The sequence below is a fragment of the Pseudomonas sp. NA-150 genome (assembly GCF_044336365.1).
In the GTDB taxonomy this organism is placed as follows: domain Bacteria; phylum Pseudomonadota; class Gammaproteobacteria; order Pseudomonadales; family Pseudomonadaceae; genus Aquipseudomonas.
On the sequence record NZ_CP172305.1, the window covers coordinates 2222970 to 2242143 of the forward strand.

General features: G+C 57.8%; 20 protein-coding genes and 2 pseudogenes. 12 read left to right on the forward strand and 10 right to left on the reverse strand.

Going from position 1 to position 19174, the window contains the following annotated elements:
* Positions 1-54 precede the first annotated feature (54 nt).
* Positions 55-642, reverse strand: coding sequence for a PilZ domain-containing protein (locus ACF0H7_RS10615; protein WP_397452715.1), 588 nt, complete (start codon positions 640-642; stop codon positions 55-57).
* 93 nt (positions 643-735) lie between these two features.
* On the opposite strand from ACF0H7_RS10615, the gene ACF0H7_RS10620 reads away from it, so the two are divergent.
* The 3 genes from ACF0H7_RS10620 to ACF0H7_RS10630 all read left to right on the forward strand — a co-directional run bounded on the left by ACF0H7_RS10620 (position 736) and on the right by ACF0H7_RS10630 (position 3985).
* Positions 736-1986: a lipoprotein-releasing ABC transporter permease subunit gene (locus ACF0H7_RS10620; protein WP_397452716.1), complete on the forward strand. Its 1251-nt coding sequence runs from the start codon at positions 736-738 to the stop codon at positions 1984-1986.
* Positions 1987-1993: 7 nt separating this feature from the next.
* Positions 1994-2677, forward strand: a complete 684-nt coding sequence (gene lolD / locus ACF0H7_RS10625) for a lipoprotein-releasing ABC transporter ATP-binding protein LolD (protein ID WP_397452717.1) — start codon at positions 1994-1996, stop codon at positions 2675-2677.
* A 63-nt stretch (positions 2678-2740) separates the two neighbouring features.
* The gene (locus ACF0H7_RS10630; RefSeq protein WP_397452718.1) at positions 2741-3985 is read left to right on the forward strand and encodes a lipoprotein-releasing ABC transporter permease subunit; all 1245 of its coding nucleotides are present in this window, start codon (positions 2741-2743) and stop codon (positions 3983-3985) included.
* An 82-nt stretch (positions 3986-4067) separates the two neighbouring features.
* On the opposite strand, the gene ACF0H7_RS10635 is transcribed toward ACF0H7_RS10630, so the two are convergent.
* Both ACF0H7_RS10635 and ACF0H7_RS10640 read right to left on the reverse strand, forming a co-directional pair.
* Positions 4068-5435: a heavy metal sensor histidine kinase gene (locus tag ACF0H7_RS10635; RefSeq protein WP_397453874.1), complete on the reverse strand. Its 1368-nt coding sequence runs from the start codon at positions 5433-5435 to the stop codon at positions 4068-4070.
* A pseudogene (locus ACF0H7_RS10640) lies at positions 5435-6115 on the reverse strand (heavy metal response regulator transcription factor). Before ACF0H7_RS10640 ends, ACF0H7_RS10635 begins: the two are co-directional and overlap by 1 nt.
* A 152-nt stretch (positions 6116-6267) precedes the next feature.
* On the opposite strand from ACF0H7_RS10640, the gene ACF0H7_RS10645 reads away from it, so the two are divergent.
* Together ACF0H7_RS10645 and queF are read left to right on the forward strand one after the other, a co-directional pair.
* Entirely contained in the window at positions 6268-6798 is a 531-nt protein-coding gene (locus ACF0H7_RS10645; protein WP_397452719.1) for a plastocyanin/azurin family copper-binding protein, read from the forward strand.
* Between the two features lie 61 nt (positions 6799-6859).
* Positions 6860-7690, forward strand: a complete 831-nt coding sequence (queF, locus tag ACF0H7_RS10650; protein ID WP_397452720.1) for an NADPH-dependent 7-cyano-7-deazaguanine reductase QueF — start codon at positions 6860-6862, stop codon at positions 7688-7690.
* 45 nt (positions 7691-7735) lie between these two features.
* Here queF and ACF0H7_RS10655 read toward each other — a convergent pair whose 3' ends face one another.
* Together ACF0H7_RS10655 and ACF0H7_RS10660 are read right to left on the reverse strand one after the other, a co-directional pair.
* Complete coding sequence (locus tag ACF0H7_RS10655; RefSeq protein WP_397452721.1) at positions 7736-7999, reverse strand: DUF4404 family protein; 264 nt, start codon at positions 7997-7999, stop codon at positions 7736-7738.
* Between the two features lie 122 nt (positions 8000-8121).
* On the reverse strand, positions 8122-8790 hold the full coding sequence (locus ACF0H7_RS10660; protein ID WP_397452722.1) for an HAD family phosphatase: 669 nt from the start codon (positions 8788-8790) through the stop codon (positions 8122-8124).
* A gap of 211 nt (positions 8791-9001) precedes the next feature.
* On the opposite strand from ACF0H7_RS10660, the gene ACF0H7_RS10665 reads away from it, so the two are divergent.
* Entirely contained in the window at positions 9002-9703 is a 702-nt protein-coding gene (locus tag ACF0H7_RS10665; protein WP_397452723.1) for a VacJ family lipoprotein, read from the forward strand.
* A gap of 42 nt (positions 9704-9745) precedes the next feature.
* Here the strand turns inward: ACF0H7_RS10665 and ACF0H7_RS10670 are convergent.
* A protein-coding gene (locus ACF0H7_RS10670; RefSeq protein WP_397449392.1) for an IS3 family transposase occupies positions 9746-10974 on the reverse strand; the annotation gives its coding sequence in 2 pieces (ribosomal slippage) (positions 9746-10623 and positions 10623-10974; 1230 coding nt in all).
* 122 nt (positions 10975-11096) lie between these two features.
* Positions 11097-11396, reverse strand: coding sequence for a PilZ domain-containing protein (locus ACF0H7_RS10675; protein WP_397452724.1), 300 nt, complete (start codon positions 11394-11396; stop codon positions 11097-11099).
* A 268-nt stretch (positions 11397-11664) separates the two neighbouring features.
* Between ACF0H7_RS10675 and rssB the strand changes: the two genes are divergently transcribed.
* Together rssB and rssC are read left to right on the forward strand one after the other, a co-directional pair.
* A complete protein-coding gene (gene rssB / locus ACF0H7_RS10680; protein ID WP_397452725.1) occupies positions 11665-12846 on the forward strand; it encodes a two-component system response regulator RssB in 1182 nt (393 codons plus the stop codon).
* Positions 12846-13346 (forward strand): anti-sigma factor antagonist RssC, encoded by a 501-nt coding sequence (rssC, locus tag ACF0H7_RS10685; RefSeq protein ID WP_397452726.1) that lies wholly within the window; start codon positions 12846-12848, stop codon positions 13344-13346. The genes rssB and rssC overlap by 1 nt, the downstream gene beginning before the upstream one ends.
* Positions 13347-13419: 73 nt before the next feature.
* Here rssC and tal read toward each other — a convergent pair whose 3' ends face one another.
* The gene (gene tal, locus ACF0H7_RS10690; protein ID WP_397452727.1) at positions 13420-14346 is read right to left on the reverse strand and encodes a transaldolase; all 927 of its coding nucleotides are present in this window, start codon (positions 14344-14346) and stop codon (positions 13420-13422) included.
* A 148-nt stretch (positions 14347-14494) separates the two neighbouring features.
* The gene (gene dusA / locus ACF0H7_RS10695) at positions 14495-15505 is read right to left on the reverse strand and encodes a tRNA dihydrouridine(20/20a) synthase DusA (protein ID WP_397452728.1); all 1011 of its coding nucleotides are present in this window, start codon (positions 15503-15505) and stop codon (positions 14495-14497) included.
* A gap of 101 nt (positions 15506-15606) precedes the next feature.
* On the opposite strand from dusA, the pseudogene ACF0H7_RS10700 reads away from it, so the two are divergent.
* The 4 genes and pseudogenes from ACF0H7_RS10700 to ACF0H7_RS10715 form a co-directional block, all read left to right on the forward strand.
* A pseudogene (locus ACF0H7_RS10700) lies at positions 15607-15795 on the forward strand (site-specific integrase); the annotation flags it as partial.
* A 250-nt stretch (positions 15796-16045) separates the two neighbouring features.
* Positions 16046-16234: a hypothetical protein gene (locus ACF0H7_RS10705; RefSeq protein ID WP_397452729.1), complete on the forward strand. Its 189-nt coding sequence runs from the start codon at positions 16046-16048 to the stop codon at positions 16232-16234.
* A 17-nt stretch (positions 16235-16251) separates the two neighbouring features.
* The gene (locus tag ACF0H7_RS10710; protein WP_397452730.1) at positions 16252-16578 is read left to right on the forward strand and encodes a hypothetical protein; all 327 of its coding nucleotides are present in this window, start codon (positions 16252-16254) and stop codon (positions 16576-16578) included.
* A 178-nt stretch (positions 16579-16756) separates the two neighbouring features.
* Positions 16757-16963, forward strand: coding sequence for a hypothetical protein (locus tag ACF0H7_RS10715; protein ID WP_397452731.1), 207 nt, complete (start codon positions 16757-16759; stop codon positions 16961-16963).
* A gap of 196 nt (positions 16964-17159) precedes the next feature.
* Here the strand turns inward: ACF0H7_RS10715 and arnT are convergent, their stop codons facing one another.
* Positions 17160-18902, reverse strand: a complete 1743-nt coding sequence (gene arnT / locus ACF0H7_RS10720; RefSeq protein WP_397452732.1) for a lipid IV(A) 4-amino-4-deoxy-L-arabinosyltransferase — start codon at positions 18900-18902, stop codon at positions 17160-17162.
* Between the last annotated feature and the right edge of the window lie 272 nt (positions 18903-19174).

Below are 19174 nucleotides of genomic sequence, written 5' to 3' on the forward strand. Positions count from 1 at the left end.
TACACCGCTATCGCGGGCAAGCCCGCTCCTACAGAGAATCGTGTATCGGGTTATTTAGGATTCTGGCGCGTCGTCCTGCTCTTTGGCAGCCCGTCGTTGCTGGGCTTGTCGTTGCAGGATGTGTCGGGCGAGCAGTTGTCGTTGGGCATCCGAAAGGCCTTCGAATTCCGTGCCGATCTCGAAACTGCCTATCTCGTGCGTGTCGCAGTGCGTGACTTTGGCCTTGAGCATCAAGCCCAAAGCCTGAGGCATCAGCACCATTTTGATCGACAGCTGAGTGCCGGTGCGGATCGGCAGATGGTGGTGAAATTGCAAGCCACCTTCAGACAGAATCACCGGCTGGGGCTCGCCGATCTTGCCGATCACGGTTTGCGCGACTACCTGGCCGAGCAGGTCGATGCGCTTGTTCAGCACTTTCAGGAAGCTGCTGAGCACCCGATCTTGTTCCGAGAGCTGGCGCAACAGGTGCTGGGATTCGAACTCGCTGACGTGCAGCTCGCTGAGCAGGTTGAACAGCGTGGAGGTGTCATGTGCCGGCGCGTGATGAGGTGCGTCCGTGCCGGACAGATGGTTAATTTCCAGTGCGATCATGTCCTCGATACGGTAGTATTCGCGGCGATCTTCTTCATCTAATGTCGACATGGCGAACCCATGGTAGCGGCGGTGGTCTGAGTGTAAAGCCGCTCAGCAAGACCCGCCACAAGGACGTTCCCTTTCCTCCGAACAAGCCCCGACATGTTCAGACCTCTTTTTGTATTTATTGGCACGCGTTACACCCGTGCAAAACGCCGTAATCATTTTGTTTCCTTCATTTCCCTGACGTCGATGATCGGCCTCGCCCTGGGCGTGGTCGTGATGATCGTCGTGTTATCGGTGATGAACGGCTTCGATCATGAGATGCGTACCCGCGTACTCGGCATGGTGCCTCACGCCACCATCGAGGGCGATCAGCCGATCAATGACTGGCAAGCCCTGGCTGCCAAGGTCAAGGCCAACCCGCAGGTGGAAGCCATTGCGCCTTTTACCCAGATGCAGGGTTTGCTGACCAGCAACGGCAAGGTGCAGAAGGTGCTGCTCAACGCGATCGACCCGGCCCAGGAGCGCAAGGTCTCGATCATCGATAACTTCATGCTCAAGGGCAGTATCGATGAGTTGACCCCGGACAGCTTCGGCATCGTCATCGGCGACAAGGCGGCAAAGAACCTCGGCGTCGATATCGGCGACAAGCTGACCTTCGTCACCCCGGAAGTCACTGTGACGCCGGGCGGGATCTTTCCGCGAATGAAGCGCTTTACCGTGGTTGGCCTGTTTCACGTCGGTGCCGGCGAGCTGGATGGCTACCTTGGCCTGACCAACCTCACCGACCTGGCGCGCCTGCATCGCTGGAAGCCGGATCAGGTCCAGGGCCTGCGTCTGAAGTTCGATGACCTGTTCCAGGCGCCCCGCGTGGCCTGGGAGATTGCACAGAAGCTGGGCGATCACAACTATTACGCCCGTGACTGGACCCGCACCCAGGGCAACCTGTACCAAGCGATCCGCATGGAAAAAGCGATGATCGGCCTGCTGTTGTTGCTGATCGTTGCGGTGGCCGCGTTCAACATCATTTCCACGCTGGTGATGGTGGTCAATGACAAGAAGGGCGATATCGCCATCTTGCGCACCCTGGGCTCCACGCCGATGCAAATCATGGGCATCTTCATGGTCCAGGGCACGGTGATCGGGGTCATTGGCACCTTGATCGGCGCGTTGGTGGGGATTTTCTGTGCGCTCAACGTCAGCGCCGCGGTTTCCGCGCTGGAAGGCCTGATCGGGCACAAGTTCCTCAACTCGGACGTCTATTTCATCGACTACCTGCCGTCGCAATTGCAAACCGAAGACATCGTGCTGGTCTGCGGCGCTGCATTGATCCTGAGTTTCCTCGCCACCCTGTATCCGGCCTGGCGTGCTGCGCGCACCCAGCCTGCGGAGGCGCTACGTTATGAGTGAGTCGGGCATGAGTGATAAAGCTGTATTGAGCTGCCGTAACCTGGGCAAGTCCTACGATGAGGGTCCTGAATCGGTGGTGGTCCTGTCGGGCCTGCAACTCGAGTTGCATGCTGGCGAGCGCGTGGCGATCGTCGGCAGCTCCGGCTCTGGTAAAAGTACCTTGCTCAACCTGCTGGGCGGCCTGGATACGCCATCGCAAGGCAGCGTCTGGCTGGCCGGGGAAGAATTGTCGGCGCTGGGTGAGAAAGCGCGTGGCCTGCTGCGCAACCGGGCGCTGGGTTTTGTGTACCAGTTCCACCACCTGTTGCCTGAGTTCACCGCGCTGGAAAACGTGTGCATGCCGTTGTTGATTGGCCGTACAGCCATTCCGGAAGCCCGCTCGCGCGCCACGGCCTTGCTGGAGCGCGTTGGCCTGGGGCATCGTCTGGCGCACAAGCCGTCGGAGCTGTCTGGCGGCGAGCGCCAGCGTGTGGCGATTGCCCGGGCGCTGGTCAATCAGCCGGGGCTGGTGATGCTCGATGAACCGACCGGCAACCTCGACCACCATACCGCCCAAGGCATTCAGGACTTGATGCTGGAGCTCAGCACCTCGTCGCGCACGGCGTTTCTGGTGGTGACCCACGACATGAGTCTGGCCAGGCAGATGGACCGGGTCTTGCGCCTGGAAGACGGCCGACTGGTCGAAGGCTGATTCAGTCCACCTGGCGAAGTTCAGCGCGCCGGGGATTTCATATTTTTCTACGGTGCTCCGCGAATGTTCAGACCGTTATCGATCTTTATTGGCACGCGCTATACCCGCGCCAAGCGCCGCAATCACTTCATTTCGTTCATTTCCATGACCTCGATGATCGGCCTCGCGCTGGGCGTGCTGGCGATGATCGTGGTGTTATCGGTGATGAACGGCTTTCAACGCGAGATGAGCTCGCGCATTCTCGGCATGGTGCCGCACGCGGTGATCTCGGGTGTGAAACCGCTGGATGACTGGAAGCCGGTAGCGGCAGCGGCCATGAACAATCCCCAGGTGACGGCTGCGGTGCCGTTTACTGAAATGGAAGGCATGTTTTCGTATCGCGGCTCGATGCAGCCAATTCAGGTCAGTGGTGTTGATCCGGCGTTGGAGCATGAAGTGTCGATCGTGGCCCAACACATCACCCAGGGCCGTCTCGAAGATTTACGTCCGGGCGAGTTTGGCGTGGTGGTCGGTGAAATCACCGCGCGCCGCTTTCGCTTGAACGTCGGCGATAAACTGACGCTGATCGTGCCTGAGCCAAGTACCGACGCCGGTGGCATTACCCCGCGCCTGCAACGTTTGACGGTGGTCGGCGTGTTCAAGGTCGGCGCCGAGCTGGATGGCACCATGGCGCTGATCAACGCGGCCGATGCCGCGCAGATTCAACACTGGCAGCCGAATCAGGTGCAAGGCGTGCGTCTGGCGTTGAAGGATTTGTACGCCGCGCCACAGGTGTCGTCGGCCATCGTTGCCGGTCTCGGTGCTGGCTACCACGCTGACGACTGGACCCGCAGCCAGGGCAGTCTGTTCAGTGCGATGAAGATGGAAAAAACCATGATCGGTCTGTTGCTGCTGATGATCGTTGCGGTGGCGGCATTCAATATCATCGCCACCTTGATCATGGTGGTGAACGACAAGGGCGCGGATATCGCGATCCTGCGCACCATCGGCGCCACACCCCGGCAGATCATGACCATCTTTATGGTGCAGGGCACGGTCATCGGCATCGTCGGGACCATAATCGGCGGGGTTCTTGGGGTGATTGCGGCGATCAACGTCAGCGACATGGTCGGCTGGCTGGAAAGGGCCACCGGGCAGCACATCTTCAGCTCCGACGTGTACTTCGTGAATAACCTGCCGTCACAGTTGCAGGGCGGGGACGTGGCGCTGATCTGCGGCGCCGGTTTCATTCTGAGCTTCCTGGCAACGGTTTACCCGGCCTGGCGCGCGGCGCAGATTCAGCCGGCGCATGCGCTGCGTTACGAGTGATTCATAGGCGGTGCGCCTGTCGCACCGCGTCGCTGCCTACGCAAACCTGTTGGCGAATGCATTCTGTTCGGCGCCGCTAAATTCAGATCTTGTCCGGTATCGGCAACTCAACCACAAACCGCGTCAATCCCTGCGCCGACTCACAGCGAATCTGCCCGCCATGGGCGCGAATGATCGAATGGGTAATCGCCAGCCCCAACCCTGCATGCTCGCTACTGCCTTCATGACGTGCCGGGTCTGCCCGATAGAAACGGTCGAACAAGCGTGGCAATACCTCAGCCGGGATGGCTACCCCCGTGTTTTCAATACTTAACTGCACACCCTGTGCCGAGCTGACGATCCGCGCGGCGATCTGGCCGTCACTGGGCGTGAAGCGCAGCGCATTGTCCAGCAGGTTGGAGAGGGCGCGGCGCAGCATATGGCGATCGCCGCTCAGGGTGGCGCTGCCTTCCCGTGACAGCCGCACCTGATTGTTCTCGGCCAGTGGCGCGAAGAACTCCAGCACCGTGTCGACTTCGTCCGCCAACTGCAGGGTTTCGCGCGAGGGGTTGAGCAACCCGTGCTCGGCCTTGGCCAGAAACAGCATGTCGTTGACCATCTGCGCCATCCCTTGCAGTTCTTCCAGGTTGCCGAGTAATGCCTCGCGATAATCCTCGGCGGTGCGCGGGCGGGTGAGGGTGACCTGGGTCTGCGTCAACAGATTCGACAGTGGCGTGCGCAGTTCGTGGGCAATGTCGGCGGAAAAGGCCGAAAGCCGCTGAAAGGCGTCGTCGAGGCGCGCGAACATGGCGTTGAAGGCTTGGGTCAGTTCGGCCAGTTCCACGGGCATGTCGTTGTGCGGCAAGCGGGTGGTCAGTGAGCTGGCCGAGACACTGGCGGCGATTTCGCTCATCTGCCGCAGGGGGCGCAAACCGCTGCGGGCGGCCCAGACACCCAGCAACGCCGTCGCCAGCGCCGAGAGGCCAACCGTCAACCAGATCAGGCGCTGCATGCGTTGCAGAAAGTGCTGATGGTGAGTGATGTCCAACAATAGAGTCAGGCGTGCTGAGTCATTGTTTTCGGGGTTGAGATCAATGGCGTACAGCCGATAATCAGTACCATCGCTGCTGACGGTTTGCAGGCTGTTCGGGGCAGGCAGCGTCGCTGGCAGCGCGGGCAGGCTGTCGAACCAGACGCTGCCGTCACCCGCGCTGATGCGCAGAGCGAGGTCGGGCTCGTGGCCAAGTTCGCGTTGCAGCGCGGCTTTGTGTGCGTCGACATCGGCCTGGCTGGCCGCGCCGGCCAAGGCTGTACGCAGCGCCGGGAGCTTGCTGTCGAGTAATTGCTGATCCAGTTCGATGAAATGCGCCTCGCTGGCGCGGCTGAACAGGATGCCGGCGCTCAGCGAGACCACGGCGGTGCAGGCTGCAAACAGCAACGCCAGGCGGCTGCCCAGCGATAATCGGCTGATCATAGGGCGCGCTCTTCCAGGACATAGCCCATGCCGCGCACGGTGTGGATCAGCTTGTTCGGGTAGTCGTCATCGACCTTCAAGCGCAAGCGACGGATAGCCACTTCGATGACATTGGTGTCGCTGTCGAAGTTCATGTCCCACACCTGCGAGGCAATCAGCGATTTGGGCAGTACTTAGCCCTGGCGTCGCAATAACAGCTCCAGCAACGAAAACTCTTTGGCGGTCAGGTCAATCCGCTGCCCGTTGCGCTCGACGCGCCGGCGCAGCAGGTCCAGGCACAGGTCGGCCAGTTGCAGGTGGGTTTCCTGGGCCGCGCTACTGCCGCGTCGCAACAGGCTGCGCACCCGAGCCAGCAACTCCGAAAAGGCGAAGGGTTTGACCAGGTAATCGTCGGCGCCCAGTTCCAGGCCGCGAACCCGGTCCTCCACCGCATCGCGCGCGGTGAGAAACAGTACGGGGGTCTCCAGCCCCGCATCGCGCACCGTCTTGAGGATTTGCCAGCCATCGCGACCGGGCAACATCACGTCGAGAATCAACAGCGCGTAATCGCCGCTCAACGCCAAATGCTGGCCAGTGATACCGTCGGCGACCAGTTCGGTATTGAAGCCGGCCTCGCTCAGCCCTTGGCGAAGGTAATGACCGGTTTTGGCTTGATCTTCAATGATCAGTAGTTTCATGGATAACTCATGGTAAGCGGGGCAGGGCACACTGTAGCGCGGCCAGCGGTGATTGGCCGAAGCTGACAAAGTTGTAATCTTTTCGTCAGCTAACTGCCAGCGCCACCGACCTAAAGTGGGCTCATCAACTGTTGTTTATGTGGAGAAGTGTGATGAGCAGTACCCTGAATTCGCTGGCTCGTGTGGCAGCGGTTGCCGGATTGCTGGCGTTGAGTCTGCCGTCGTTGGCCGATGCCAAAGCTGGGTTTGATTTTGGCCATGCCGCCCCCGCCGCACAGGCGACGCGCACGGTCGAAGTGACGTTGGGCGATCTGTATTTTCAGCCGTCCTCACTGCGGGTCAAGGCCGGTGAAACCGTGCGTTTCGTGCTGACCAACAAGGGTCAATTGCGACACGAGTTCAACCTCGGCAGCGCGGCCATGCATGCCGCGCATCAGCAAGAAATGCTTAAGATGGGCATGAGCGGGGCGCCGATGCCTGCCGACGCCAGTCACTCGGCGATGGACCACGGCAGCGCAGGCGGTGGTATGAAGCACGACGATCCCAACAGTGTGCTGGTCGAGCCGGGCAAAACTGCCGAGCTGACCTGGACCTTCACCAAGGTCAGCGACCTGCAGTTTGCCTGCAATTTCCCAGGCCACTATCAGGCGGGCATGGTGGGCAAGGTCGATATCGTCGACTAAGCGCTGAAAGCGGCGGGCAAATTCGATAAACTCGCGGGGATTCTTTACTCAGGTCCCCGTTATGCATCCCGCAGCCGAACATTCGCCGCTGGGCAAGTCCAGTGAATACATTGCCACCTACACACCGTCGTTGCTGTTCCCGATCCCGCGCGCGGCGAAATGGGCCGAGCTCGGGCTGACGGCGCAAACGCTGCCATATCAGGGTGTCGATTTCTGGAACTGCTACGAACTGTCCTGGCTACTGCCGTCGGGTAAGCCGGTGGTGGCCATTGGAGAGTTCAGCATTCCTGCGGACTCGCCGAACATCATCGAGTCCAAGTCGTTCAAGCTCTACCTCAACTCGCTGAACCAGACCGCGTTCGTCGATCAGGCGGCGCTGGTGGCAACGCTGGAAAACGATCTGTCGGCGGCTGCGGGCAAGCCGGTGGGCGTGCGTATTCGTCGCCTGGCAGAGATCGAAAGCGAGGGCGTGGCGTCATTGCCGGGTGCGTGTATAGATGAGCTGGACGTCACCATCGACAGCTACGAGACCCCGCGTCCAGAGCTGCTGCGGTGTGACAGCACGCGTATTGTCGAAGAGAGCGTGCACAGTCACCTATTGAAGTCCAACTGCCCGGTAACCAGTCAGCCTGATTGGGGCAGCGTGGCCGTGGAATACCGTGGTGCAGCGCTGGATCATGCGAGTCTGCTGGCGTATATCGTCAGCTTCCGCCAGCATTCGGATTTCCACGAGCAATGCGTCGAGCGGATCTTTCTCGATCTGCAACGCCTGCTCAAGCCAGAGAAACTGACGGTCTATGCGCGTTATGTGCGACGCGGCGGGCTGGACATCAACCCGTACCGCAGCACCGAAACGATTAGCCTGGAAAACCGCAGGCTGGCGCGCCAGTAAACGAAAAACCCGTCGTAAAGACGGGTTTTTTGTGGGCGTGACCGGTTAGATCCCGATATTGCCCAGCGTCTGAACAATGTTGCGTAAGGTGACGGCGATCGCCGGATGATTGAGCTCAAAGCGCTCCACCGCCAGGTTGACGCCGTCGGACAGGCTGGCGTCCTGGGTCATGCTTTCCAGCTGGATTTTGTCTTCGATCTGCTGCATCAGTTCGTGCAGGTTCTCCCGTTCCGATTCGGAAAGCGGTGGGTTCTTGTCCAGTTGCTCGCGCAGAGCATTCAGTTGTTCTTGCAGTTCGCGGGCAGGCATGGCGTGCTCCCTCTATGGATAGTCTCTTGCATGGACCCCAGCGCATGACTAAAGGTCCTTGATAAGGGTAAGACTAATCCACTCTTGGGCAGCGTGCATGATCTTGATCAAGCACACGTGTCTCAGGGTTTTTCGCCTTTGGTCCGACGCAAGCTGATATCGGCCAGGCAGGAAGGTAACTCGCCCAGATGGTCGATGACCGAATGCACGCCCTGCGCATAGAGCTGCAGGGTGGCCTGCCCACGCCGGTATTCGCGATCAGCGTTGCTCAGGGCCTGCCAGTCATCAGCGGACAGACCGCACAGTGGGCCGCAGGAGGCCAGGCCAATGGTCCAGAGACCGGCGTTGAGCCCGGACTGCAACAAGCGCGGGTCGCCGCTGATCAATACGCAGCCGTCAAGTTGCTTGACGTTGAGGGTCATCAGCGCCTGCCAGCACGCATCGGGGGCAGGCCAGCCGGTGCCGCCGGCGGAGCGGTTGCCCGGGACAATCCATTCGTCCAATGGCGCGGCCAGGCAAACGCTGATGGAGCTGGGTAATTCATCCAGCCAGGCAACGGGCACACCCTGGCGACTCAGGCTTTTCAAAATCGACACGGCGCCCAGTGTGGCAATCGCGTGGTCTTTGATCGCGGCGTGAATGTCATCGGGGGCAGCGTTGCTGAGGGTGTGATGGTCCAGCATCGCTATCGAACGGGCGCCAAAATCGACCAGACAGCCGCTGAGGCCGAACAGCACGGCGGTGAAGGCTGGAGCGGGTAACGGCAAGGGTGTGGCAAGTGGCGCTGGCATGGCGATGGCGACGTCCCTGAAATATTCTCTCACGCTACGCACGCCACATGACAGTCTTGTGAAGATGCGATGTCAGGTGCGGGGTCGTTATCGTTTTTATGCATGACAACTATCAATCTGCAAGTCTGCCTAAATCGTGACAGAAGGCTTTATACTGCCTGTCTTGTTTCGCTGGGCTTAGCGCCCGTCCCAATAACCAGGAGTTTTTGCTATGCCCGTGACCGGTGCTGGCGTCATCAATCGTTTGGCTCAACTGTGCCTCGTTGCCGGTGTGGCTTTTGTTCCATTCGCAGCCCAGGCTGCTGATGAAGATCCATGGGAAGGCGTCAACCGCGTTATTTTCACCTTCAACGATACCCTTGATACGTACGCGTTGAAGCCACTGGCGCAGGGTTATCAGTTCGTAACGCCGCAGTTCATGCAGGATGGCGTGCACAACTTCTTCAATAACATCGGTGATGTGCGCAACCTGGCCAACGACGTGTTGCAGGCCAAGCCTCATGCTGCCGGTATCGACACCGCTCGTTTGCTGATGAACACCACCCTCGGTGTCGCCGGTCTGTTTGACGTCGGGACCCGCATGGGCCTGCAACGCAACGACGAAGACTTCGGTCAGACCCTGGGTAAATGGGGTGTGCCAAGCGGTCCCTACGTGATGCTGCCGCTGTTCGGCCCAAGCACGGTGCGTGATGGCCTGGCCAAGTACCCGGACACCTACGACGCACCTTATCGCTACATGAACGATATCGACTGGCGCAACAGCCTGCAGGGCGTCGACGTGGTCGATAGCCGTGCGCAACTGTTGTCGAGCGAGAAGCTGATCACTGGCGACAAATACACCTTCATCCGTAACGCTTACCTGCAGAACCGCGAGTTCAAGGTCAAGGACGGCAAGGTAAAAGACGACTTCTAAGCGTCTTTGGCTGTCTAGTCCTGAAATAGGTTTACACCTGTTTCACTTCAAAAACGCCCGATGCACCGCATCGGGCGTTTTGTATTTCAAGGCTAGGTGGGGCCGCTTCTCGTTGTAGATCCTTACAGACTCTCCAACCATGTGGGTCGCATCAGCCAAGTCCTTGGGGCGGTGCAGCAAGAATTCTGTTTTCAAAATGCCGTTCACACGCTCTGCGAGCGCGTTCTGATAGCAGTCATAGCCATCGGTCATCGAACACCTGACGCCATGCTTGGCGTGCAGCCTTTGGTAAAGATCAGAGCAATACTGGGCACCTCTATCCGAGTGATGAACCAGTAGCTGATCGGTTTTCCTTTGTCGCAGCGCTTTACTCATTGCCTGGATGACTGATGCCGTGTGCAGGCTTTCATGCACGTGATAGCCGACAATCTTGCGAGAGTAAGCGTCCGTCACCAAGCTCAGATAAACGACACTTTGCTGCGTAGGCAAGTAGGTGATATCTGCGACCCAAACCTGCTCGGGACCTGTAGCCACAGCCTGATTAGGGCCAGGTTTGAGCAGGTTGGGGTGTCGGCGAAAGCGATGATGGCTGTCAGTTGTCTTGTGATAGGCACGCTTGCGCTGAACCAGCTGACGGCGGTCACGCAAGATATCAAACAGCCGGTCTCGACCGACCTTCAGGGCCTCGTCGGGCTCTGAGTGCATCAGACTATGCAGCTTGCGAGTACCTAACCGAGGCAACTGAAGGCGCGTCTCAAGAACGAAGCCCATTACGGTTTGGGCGCTCTTCGCGCGCGCGTCAAACGCTCGGTTACGTTTGTAATATGCCTGTCGGGAAATGCCCATGAACTGGCAAGCCCTGGAAATGCTCAGGTCTTTGATTTGCCCTTGGGTGAGGACTTGCCGGATCGCTTTTTTACGACGCAAACACCGTAGTCGTTTTTCAGAACGTTCACGACAGCTTCAAAGAACTGCGCTTTCTGGTTGCTTAGCGCCAACTGTTCTTCAAGCTCTTTGATCCGTTGCTCGGGCGTCAACGGGAGGTTTGGTTCGGTCATGGACCTGCTCCTCGGCTCTCGAATTGATGCGCCTAGGCTCCAGTCCTGCCGACCGTGCTTGCGTAACCAGACCAGCACCGTGGACCGGCCTTGGATGCCATAGCGCCGTTGGGCTTCTTTATAACCCAACTCGCCTTTTTCGACTTGGTCTACGACCGATAATTTAAAGGCTAGCGTGTAGTCACGCTGGCTCCGCCTTTTGCCTGATTCCATTACATCCTCCTGAAGATAGGTCAGAAGGTGTAAACCTTATTCAGGACGAGACAGGCTGCAAAAAAAAGGCGACCTCAGGGTCGCCTTTTTTGTTACGCAATGAGCGGGTGTAAAAAATAGTATCAATTCATCGAAAGAATCGTCAGCCCCAGCTTTTGCCCGCCATCATCGGTATTGGCCAGCCACACTACCTCTGTCTCGGCTTCCAGGCCTTTGAGCGCTGAGTGCTCGGAATCGATCTTCACACTCAGTTTGTCGCCGATCTTGAACGATCGCGGTGCCTGCACTTGCATGCCCGAGCTTGACAGGTCGACGCACACTGCCGGGATGATTTGGCCCGCGTACAGCAGGGTGATGTCGGCATCCACACGCATGCGGATGTAATCTCTCTTTTCCGCGTAGTCCCGATCATTTTGGCTCATGACGTGTCCTTCGTTTCTGTTGCTGATTTGTTCCTTCTTATAACTCCGGGTGATTTGCGATGTAAAGTCACCGCGCGACCACAGGCGCGAGCTTGAAACGCCCGGCGGATGGGAGTACCGTCTGCGCCTTGAAGGGCACCTCTGAATGGCGATGCGCGCGACCAAAAGTCTGTCGCCGCCGTTTTAGAGAGGCTAGAAGCGAATCCAGTACGCGGAGCCGATAAAACCGGGCCGCCTACGCCAACCTACCCTGGCGCCGTTTGCCCACATGCAGAAAACCAGTGCCACGCTGCTGATTATCGATGACGACGAAGTAGTGCGAGCGAGTATCGCCGCCTATTTGGAAGACAGTGGCTTCAGCGTCCTGCAAGCGAGCAATGGCTTGCAGGGCCTGCAGATCTTCGAGCAAAAAAAGCCCGATCTTGTGATCTGCGACCTGCGTATGCCTCAGATGGGCGGACTCGAGCTGATTCGTCAGATGACCAGTGCTGCCCCTGACATGCCGGTTATCGTGGTGTCCGGTGCCGGTGTCATGAATGACGCCGTCGAAGCGTTGCGCCTGGGTGCCGCCGATTACCTGGTCAAACCCCTGGAAGATCTGGCAGTGCTCGAGCATTCGGTGCGTCGAGCCCTGGATCGTGCGCGTTTGCTGCTGGAAAACCAGCGCTATCGACAGAAGCTGGAAGCCGCCAATCGCGAACTCGAAGCCAGCCTGCATTTGCTCCAGGAAGACCAGACCGCCGGTCGCCAGGTGCAGATGAACATGCTGCCGGTCAACCCTTGGGAGATTGACGACTTCAAGTTCGCTCACGAAATCATTCCGTCGTTGTACCTGTCGGGCGATTTTGTTGATTACTTTCGTGTGGATGAGCGTCGTGTGGCGTTCTACCTCGCCGACGTCTCCGGGCATGGCGCCTCTTCGGCCTTTGTCACGGTGCTGCTGAAATTCATGACCACGCGCCTGTTGTTCGAATTCCGGCGCAATGGCGTGCTGAGGGACTTCAAGCCCTCGGAAGTGCTGGACCATATCAATCGTGGATTGATCAACTGCAACCTGGGCAAACATGTGACCATGGTCGGCGGTGTCATCGACGAAGAAACCGGTAAATTGACCTACAGCATCGGTGGCCATCTGCCGTTGCCGATTCTGTACACGCCCACTGACGTGCACTATCTGGAAGGCCGTGGCCTGCCGGTCGGACTGTTCAATGAGGCGACCTATCAGGACCACGTACTGGACTTGCCTGAGACCTTCAGCCTGACCTTATTGTCCGATGGGATTCTGGATCTTTTACCGGGTGATACACTCAAAGAGAAAGAAGCTGTGTTACCGCAAATGGTAAAAACAGCGGGCGGCAGCCTGGATGGCCTGCGTCAGATATTTGGATTGGCCACGCTAGGGGAGATGCCGGATGATATCGCCTTGTTGGTGTTGAGCAGGAACCTTTAATGAGTACCGGTAGAATCCAGTTTGCCGAGCAAGAAGGCACCTTCGTCCTGAAGTTTGTGGGTGAAGTACGCCTGACGCTGTGTTCGGCTTTGGATACAACTATTGAACGAATCTTCACCTCGCGGAATTTTTCGGCGATCGTCATCGATCTGACCGAAACCCGCAGCATAGACAGCACGACGCTCGGCCTGCTGGCCAAGCTGTCGATCATGTCGCGGCAAAAAGTTGGGTTGTTGCCGACAGTTGTCACCACCCATGAAGACATCACTCGACTCTTGCAGTCGATGGGTTTCGATCAGGTGTTCAACATCGTTGACCGTCCGGTGCGCTGCCCGGAATCTCTGACTGACTTGCCGTCGCAGGATCAGTCTGAAGAGGTGGTGAAAGCCAAGGTGCTGGAAGCGCACAAGATCTTGATGGGCCTGAACGATTCGAATCGTGAGGCGTTCCACGATCTGGTCAACGCCCTCGAGCGCACCGAAGTGAATTCGCACCGCTAGCAACGCGCCTTTCTGACAGGCATAAAAAGGGCGGTACCTGTGAAGGTATCGCCCTTTGTCTGTCTCGGCGCTTTTATGCTTTGGCGGCGAGCAACTCCTCGAGCTTTTCCTGGTCGCGAGCGAACTGACGGATGCCTTCGGCCAGTTTCTCGGTGGCCATCGCATCTTCGTTCGATGCCCAGCGGAACTGGCTTTCATTCAGGCTTTGACGTGCTTCACCGGCGTTACCTGGCTTCAGCATACGTTCCAGAGTGCCGGTGTCCTTCGACAACTGATCCAGCAAGTCCGGGCTGATGGTCAGGCGATCGCAACCGGCCAAATGCTCGATCTGACCAATGTTGCGGAAGCTGGCGCCCATGACCACGGTTTTGTAGTCATTGGCCTTGTAGTAGTTGTAGATGCGGGTTACCGACTGCACGCCCGGATCGTCGGCACCGACGAAGTCATGGCCAGCCGACTTCTTGTACCAGTCGTAGATGCGTCCTACGAACGGCGAGATCAGGAACACACCGGCCTCAGCGCACGCCACTGCCTGAGCGAAGGAGAACAGCAGGGTGAGGTTGGTCTGGATACCGCTCTTTTCCAGCTTCTCGGCAGCACGGATGCCTTCCCAGGTCGACGCCAGCTTGATCAGAATACGGTCGCGACCGATACCAGCCTCTTCGTACAGGCCTATCAGACGCTCACCACGTTCGATCATGGCGTGGGTGTCGAACGACAAGCGGGCGTCCACTTCGGTGGATACGCGGCCTGGCACGACATTCAGGATTTTTTGACCGATGGCGACGGCGAAACGGTCGCAGGCCAAGCCGATGTCATGGTTGCTGCCCTTGAACGCTGCTTTCAGCAGTTCGTCATTGGACGAGCTGGAAGCGGCCTTCAGCAGCAAGGAAGGGTTAGTTGTGGCGTCTACCGGCTTGAGACGTGCAATGGCATCAAAGTCGCCAGTGTCAGCAACTACCGTTGTAATTTTTTTGAGTTGATCCAGCTTGGAAGTCATGAGGGTGCTCTGTCCTGTGCGGTTAGAAGACATTACCCGAGCGCTGCCGGCCACTCAAGGGCGCATGCTACTAATGGCCCATGAGCCGGAGAGGTAATCCAAGATCATTTGAGCCCGATCCGCTCAACTCGTTCCCGCGGTTTTTAAACTAACGGCCTTCAAGCAACTGCGCAGCCTGATCCAATAGCGCCAACGGCTCTTTGGTTTTGTGAATATCCACCGACAACAGCTGACGAAAACGTCGCGCGCCTGGAAAACCGGTCCCCAACCCCAGCACATGGCGAGTGATGTGATGCATCGAGCCACCACTGGCAATGTGCTCAGCAATATAAGGGCGCATCGCCGCCAACGCCTCGGCCCGGGAAATAATCGGCGCCGTGCTGCCGAACAACTGCTGATCGACCTCAGCCAGCAGATAAGGGTTGTGATACGCCTCACGCCCCAGCATCACTCCGTCAAACACCTGCAAGTGCTCGTGGCAAGCTTCCAACGTCTTGATCCCACCGTTGAGAACAATCTCCAGCTCCGGGAAATCCGTCTTCAAGCGCGCTGCCACATCATATTGCAACGGCGGAATATCGCGATTTTCCTTCGGCGACAAGCCCTCAAGAATCGCAATCCGCGCGTGCACGGTAAAACTGGTACACCCCGCCTCACGCACCTGCCCGACGAAATCGCACAACTGAGCGTAACTGTCCCGACCGTTGATCCCGATCCGATGCTTCACCGTCACCGGAATCGACACCGCATCCAGCATCGCCTTCACACAATCGGCCACCAAACCAGGGTGACCCATCAACACCGCACCGATCAGATTGTTCTGCACCCGATCACTCGGGCAGCCGACATTCAGATTGACCTCGTCATACCCGGCCGATTGAGCCATCACCGCACAGGCCGCCAAATCGGCAGGGGTGCTGCCGCCCAGTTGCAGAGCCAACGGGTGCTCGGCTTCGTCGTGACGCAGGAAGCGCTCGTGATCGCCGTTGAGCAGAGCGCCGGTGGTGACCATCTCGGTGTAGAGGAGGGCGTTTTTGGATAGGAGGCGTAGGAAGAAGCGGCAGTGCCTATCGGTCCAATCCATCATCGGGGCAACGGAGAACCGGCGGGACACTGTAGGCCTTGTATCTACTGGGCTTGAGGCTGAATTCGTTAACATTTTGCTCTACGATTTTGTACCATTTTAAGGCGGTTTCAGGCCATATTTCCGGGTGGGCGGTACAATTTACTAATCATGGACAGACGTGTGCCACTTAAAAAATGGCGACTATCAGAGTTAGAAAACGGGCCGATGGCACGGCCTGCTACACCGCTCAAATCCGGATCAAGCGTTCCGGAGTGCAAGTCTACCAAGAGAGCCAGACTTTCGCCCGTAAACAGGCGGCCCAGGCATGGGTGCGCAGACGTGAGGCGGATCTGGATGAACCTGGTGGGCTCGGTCGAGCAAACCTACACCCAGGCCGGATGGAGCACGACGGTAGGGTGTAATGCAGGCAGAAATGGAAGGGCTAAGGCAGCGGGTAAGCGCAAGAAAACCTCGGGGGTTTGAAAGTGTTGGATCTTGAGCGGGCGAGTTTTTGTAGGACGTTTCTGAAGTTGGTTCGTACCCATTGCGAACAACGTCTTGGATTTTCATAATCATCCTCGGACAACGGATTTTTAGGGTTGCATGAGCGTCACTCAGGAGCAGGAGCAGAAAATGACCAATAAGCATTTTCATCGTTTAGGGACGTGTCCACCGATCAGTCGGGCGATGGATGTCACAATGATCGCGACCACGGTTGGGTGCGCAGCCATCGCCAATATGGTTTTCCCCAGCATGGGAAGCGCGGTTGTAGGTGCTGTGCTGGGAGCTATCATCGGCTTTCGATCGACCAAGTCGACCTAACAATCAAGGACGACTGCATGGCATTGGATCAAATTAGCTGCTCAATTCTGGGCAGCTTGATGTTGATAGCAATATATTTGGGTTTATCCCTCTATCACAAGCAACCCCCAGACCTCTCCCACGCCTTGATTATCGCGATGTCTAGCTCAGGGGTTGTCGCCGCGGTGGCTCTTGGCTCGTTGACGTACTTTTCCGAGCCGGAAAACCTTGGAGTGCTCAAGGATCAGAAGGCCAGCATCCTGATCGGTACACTTGCCATGACGTGGGTGTCCGTCGTTTCCGCTTACTCGAGCGTGATGCATCCGTTACGAGCTGCGAAGCAGTCAGGGCCAGTACAGTCGTAAGCGCTCAACCACATCCCAACATCAAGAGCCCGCCAAGTGCGGGTTTTTTGTACCTGGAGATACTGGCCGGTGATTAACCCAAAGACTCAAGTCAGATTGTTCGACACATCAGGTGGGGGCAACGAGGTCGGACTGCAGGAAAGCACTGATTACTTGAGCACTTAACGCTCAGAGAAGCATGGCCAATTCGCCGCAAAAGACGCTCCGCATGGAGTACACGCCTGAAAATGTCCTGAAATTTGATCCCGAGGTGGATCCCGACTGTCTGGACGACGTCATCCTCTGCCAACTGCATCGAGCGGGGGCGGTCGTCGATATTCTCTTGGCAGATATCACCGAAAGCAGCGAGTTTTCCGTTTCAATCAACGTCGTCCGCGATCTGTAGTGCCTGCTGCAGCGCCAGTTCACTGAAATGAAAACCATCGTCAGCGACTACAACGCTGCCGGGAGGAACGCATGAGCAACCGTGTCGAAATTCAAGCCATTTCAGCGAAATGCTTTTGATCGCGGAGCAGAGCCTTGAGCAGACGGGCTGCAGCAGGAGGGCGTTGTAACCCGTGCCCGCCCGCCCCTTAAAACAACTACCCCTCCTGCGCAAAAATCAAAATTGTCATATTCCCGCGCACATAGCGCTTACCATCCTTGGGCAGGCGCCCGATTTCGTCGGTCTCGCCGGGGCTGTTGACGCGCATGACTACACCCACCGAACCCTTTTTCCGGGCTTCGGTCATCCAGCGTTGCACCTTGTCCCGGTCGACCTGGCGGTGAATCGCATCGGCGTAGGTGATGCCGTATTTCACTTCGCCGACGACGTTGTACAGGTCCACATCCGGGCGATTCAGACGCCAGGAGAGTGCCGATGCAGCACCGAGGTCGTTACTCAGCAGGCTGGTGGTCTGGTTCAGTTCGGAGAGGTGTTCGGCAATGAACTGATCAGGCATCTTGCTGCTGACGATGTGTCCGGGCATCGCGGCCGGTAGCAGTGCGACCAGGGTCCAGACACCCAGTGCTGGCGCAGCCCAGTAAGTAAGCGGCCTGAGTGCCTGCAGTGCGTTGCTGATGATCCAGACGGCCAGCACGATGATGAACAGCGTCAGGCCGATGGTTTCTGTTCGCCCGTACACTGGGTTGGTCATTTGCAAATAAATCAGTGCGAGCAGGGCGATGATGGCGATAGCAGCGTTGATCAGGCCGTTGATCCGAATCGCCTGGCCTTCGAGCTGGCGCAGTTTGTCGGCCAACGTGTTACCGATGAGCAGCGCCAGGGGCAGAAGGCACGGCATGATGTAGGTTGGCAGTTTGCCTCGGCTTAGGCTGAAGAAAGTAAGCGGCAGCACCAGCCACAACAGCAGGAAAGCCGTGTCGGCCTGGTGTTTTTTCTCCCACGCCTTTACCAGTGTCGAGGGCAACAAGGCGGCCCAGGGCAGGGAAGACACCAGCATGATCGGCAGGTAAAACCACCAGGAACGGTCGTGTTGTGCATCGTCGGCGGCAAAGCGGCGAACGTGCTCATTCCAGAAGAAAAAATTCCAGAAGTCGGATTCTTGCGCATTGACCCTCAGCACCCAGGGTAAACAGACAATCGCCGCAAAGAGCACCGCGATTGGGCCATAACGCAGCAATTCGCCCAGGCGTCGCTGCCAAGTCATGTACGGCAGGGCGATCAGCACCGGCAGCAGCCAGGCCAGAAAGCCCTTGGTCAGAAAACCCATGCCGCAGGCGAAACCCAACGCCGCCCAGGCCATCAACCTATGGCGCTGCGGACTGCTGTCGACAGCGAACCACAGTGCGACAAGACTTAGGTTCACCCACAAGGTGAACTGCGGATCGATATTGGCGTAGCCTGCCTGGCCGGCAATAAGACCGAAGCTCATGTACAGCAGGGTGCAGGCTACGCTTTTGCGCGGGTCATTCCACAGGCGTCGGGCAATCAGATAGGTCAGCAGCACACTCAAGCCGGTGCTGACTGCCGAGGCAACGCGAACGCCAAACAAATTTTCACCGAACAACGCCTGGCCGATGGCGATCATCCAATAACCGCCTGCGGGCTTTTCGAAGTAGCGCAGGCCCATAAAGTGCGGAGACACCCAGTTGCCGGTTTTTAACATCTCCTGGCTGATCTGCGCGTAGCGTGTCTCATCGGGAATCCACAGGCCATGGAAAGTCAGTGGCAGTAGATAAAACAGCAGGAAGGCCAGTAACCCCAATGGGAGCACCCATTGTTGGACAAGACTTGATACGGGGGTATAGACCTCGGGAAGTGACTGTTGGCGCCGCAGACCTTTATGGTCGGCGTGACGCATGGGGAGGTTGTTGGGCTTCATAAACAGGTCTCAATCGTTTGTAAGCAACGTATATAAATGGGTGACCGCGTGAACAGGGAACGCACTTTTTCTGGGGACGCGATAACGGAAAGTGTACAACGGGCAAACTTCACAGGCGCTGAACACATTAAATTCAAGAGGGTGGGATAGAGGTCAAAGGTCTGTGAAAAATTGAGCACAGGCATATCGCCGCTTACGACCAGGAGCGACCGCACCTGTCTTTAAAATACAAAACGCCCGATGCAGTGCATCGGGCGTTAGGGGTGAAACAG

Excerpts from the sequence above, each read along its gene's own strand:
- ACF0H7_RS10710 (WP_397452730.1), top strand. The coding sequence starts at position 16,252 with ATGGCATTGGATCAAATTAGCTGCTCAATTCTGGGCAGCTTGATGTTG.
- tal (WP_397452727.1), bottom strand. The coding sequence starts at position 14,346 with ATGACTTCCAAGCTGGATCAACTCAAAAAAATTACAACGGTAGTTGCT.
- queF (WP_397452720.1), top strand. The coding sequence starts at position 6,860 with ATGCATCCCGCAGCCGAACATTCGCCGCTGGGCAAGTCCAGTGAATAC.
- ACF0H7_RS10675 (WP_397452724.1), bottom strand. The coding sequence starts at position 11,396 with ATGAGCCAAAATGATCGGGACTACGCGGAAAAGAGAGATTACATCCGC.
- rssB (WP_397452725.1), top strand. The coding sequence starts at position 11,665 with ATGCAGAAAACCAGTGCCACGCTGCTGATTATCGATGACGACGAAGTA.
- lolD (WP_397452717.1), top strand. The coding sequence starts at position 1,994 with ATGAGTGATAAAGCTGTATTGAGCTGCCGTAACCTGGGCAAGTCCTAC.
- rssC (WP_397452726.1), top strand. The coding sequence starts at position 12,846 with ATGAGTACCGGTAGAATCCAGTTTGCCGAGCAAGAAGGCACCTTCGTC.
- ACF0H7_RS10645 (WP_397452719.1), top strand. The coding sequence starts at position 6,268 with ATGAGCAGTACCCTGAATTCGCTGGCTCGTGTGGCAGCGGTTGCCGGA.
- ACF0H7_RS10665 (WP_397452723.1), top strand. The coding sequence starts at position 9,002 with ATGCCCGTGACCGGTGCTGGCGTCATCAATCGTTTGGCTCAACTGTGC.
- ACF0H7_RS10655 (WP_397452721.1), bottom strand. The coding sequence starts at position 7,999 with ATGCCTGCCCGCGAACTGCAAGAACAACTGAATGCTCTGCGCGAGCAA.
- ACF0H7_RS10705 (WP_397452729.1), top strand. The coding sequence starts at position 16,046 with ATGACCAATAAGCATTTTCATCGTTTAGGGACGTGTCCACCGATCAGT.
- ACF0H7_RS10615 (WP_397452715.1), bottom strand. The coding sequence starts at position 642 with ATGTCGACATTAGATGAAGAAGATCGCCGCGAATACTACCGTATCGAG.
- arnT (WP_397452732.1), bottom strand. The coding sequence starts at position 18,902 with ATGAAGCCCAACAACCTCCCCATGCGTCACGCCGACCATAAAGGTCTG.
- dusA (WP_397452728.1), bottom strand. The coding sequence starts at position 15,505 with ATGTTAACGAATTCAGCCTCAAGCCCAGTAGATACAAGGCCTACAGTG.
- ACF0H7_RS10630 (WP_397452718.1), top strand. The coding sequence starts at position 2,741 with ATGTTCAGACCGTTATCGATCTTTATTGGCACGCGCTATACCCGCGCC.
- ACF0H7_RS10620 (WP_397452716.1), top strand. The coding sequence starts at position 736 with ATGTTCAGACCTCTTTTTGTATTTATTGGCACGCGTTACACCCGTGCA.
- ACF0H7_RS10660 (WP_397452722.1), bottom strand. The coding sequence starts at position 8,790 with ATGCCAGCGCCACTTGCCACACCCTTGCCGTTACCCGCTCCAGCCTTC.
- ACF0H7_RS10715 (WP_397452731.1), top strand. The coding sequence starts at position 16,757 with ATGGCCAATTCGCCGCAAAAGACGCTCCGCATGGAGTACACGCCTGAA.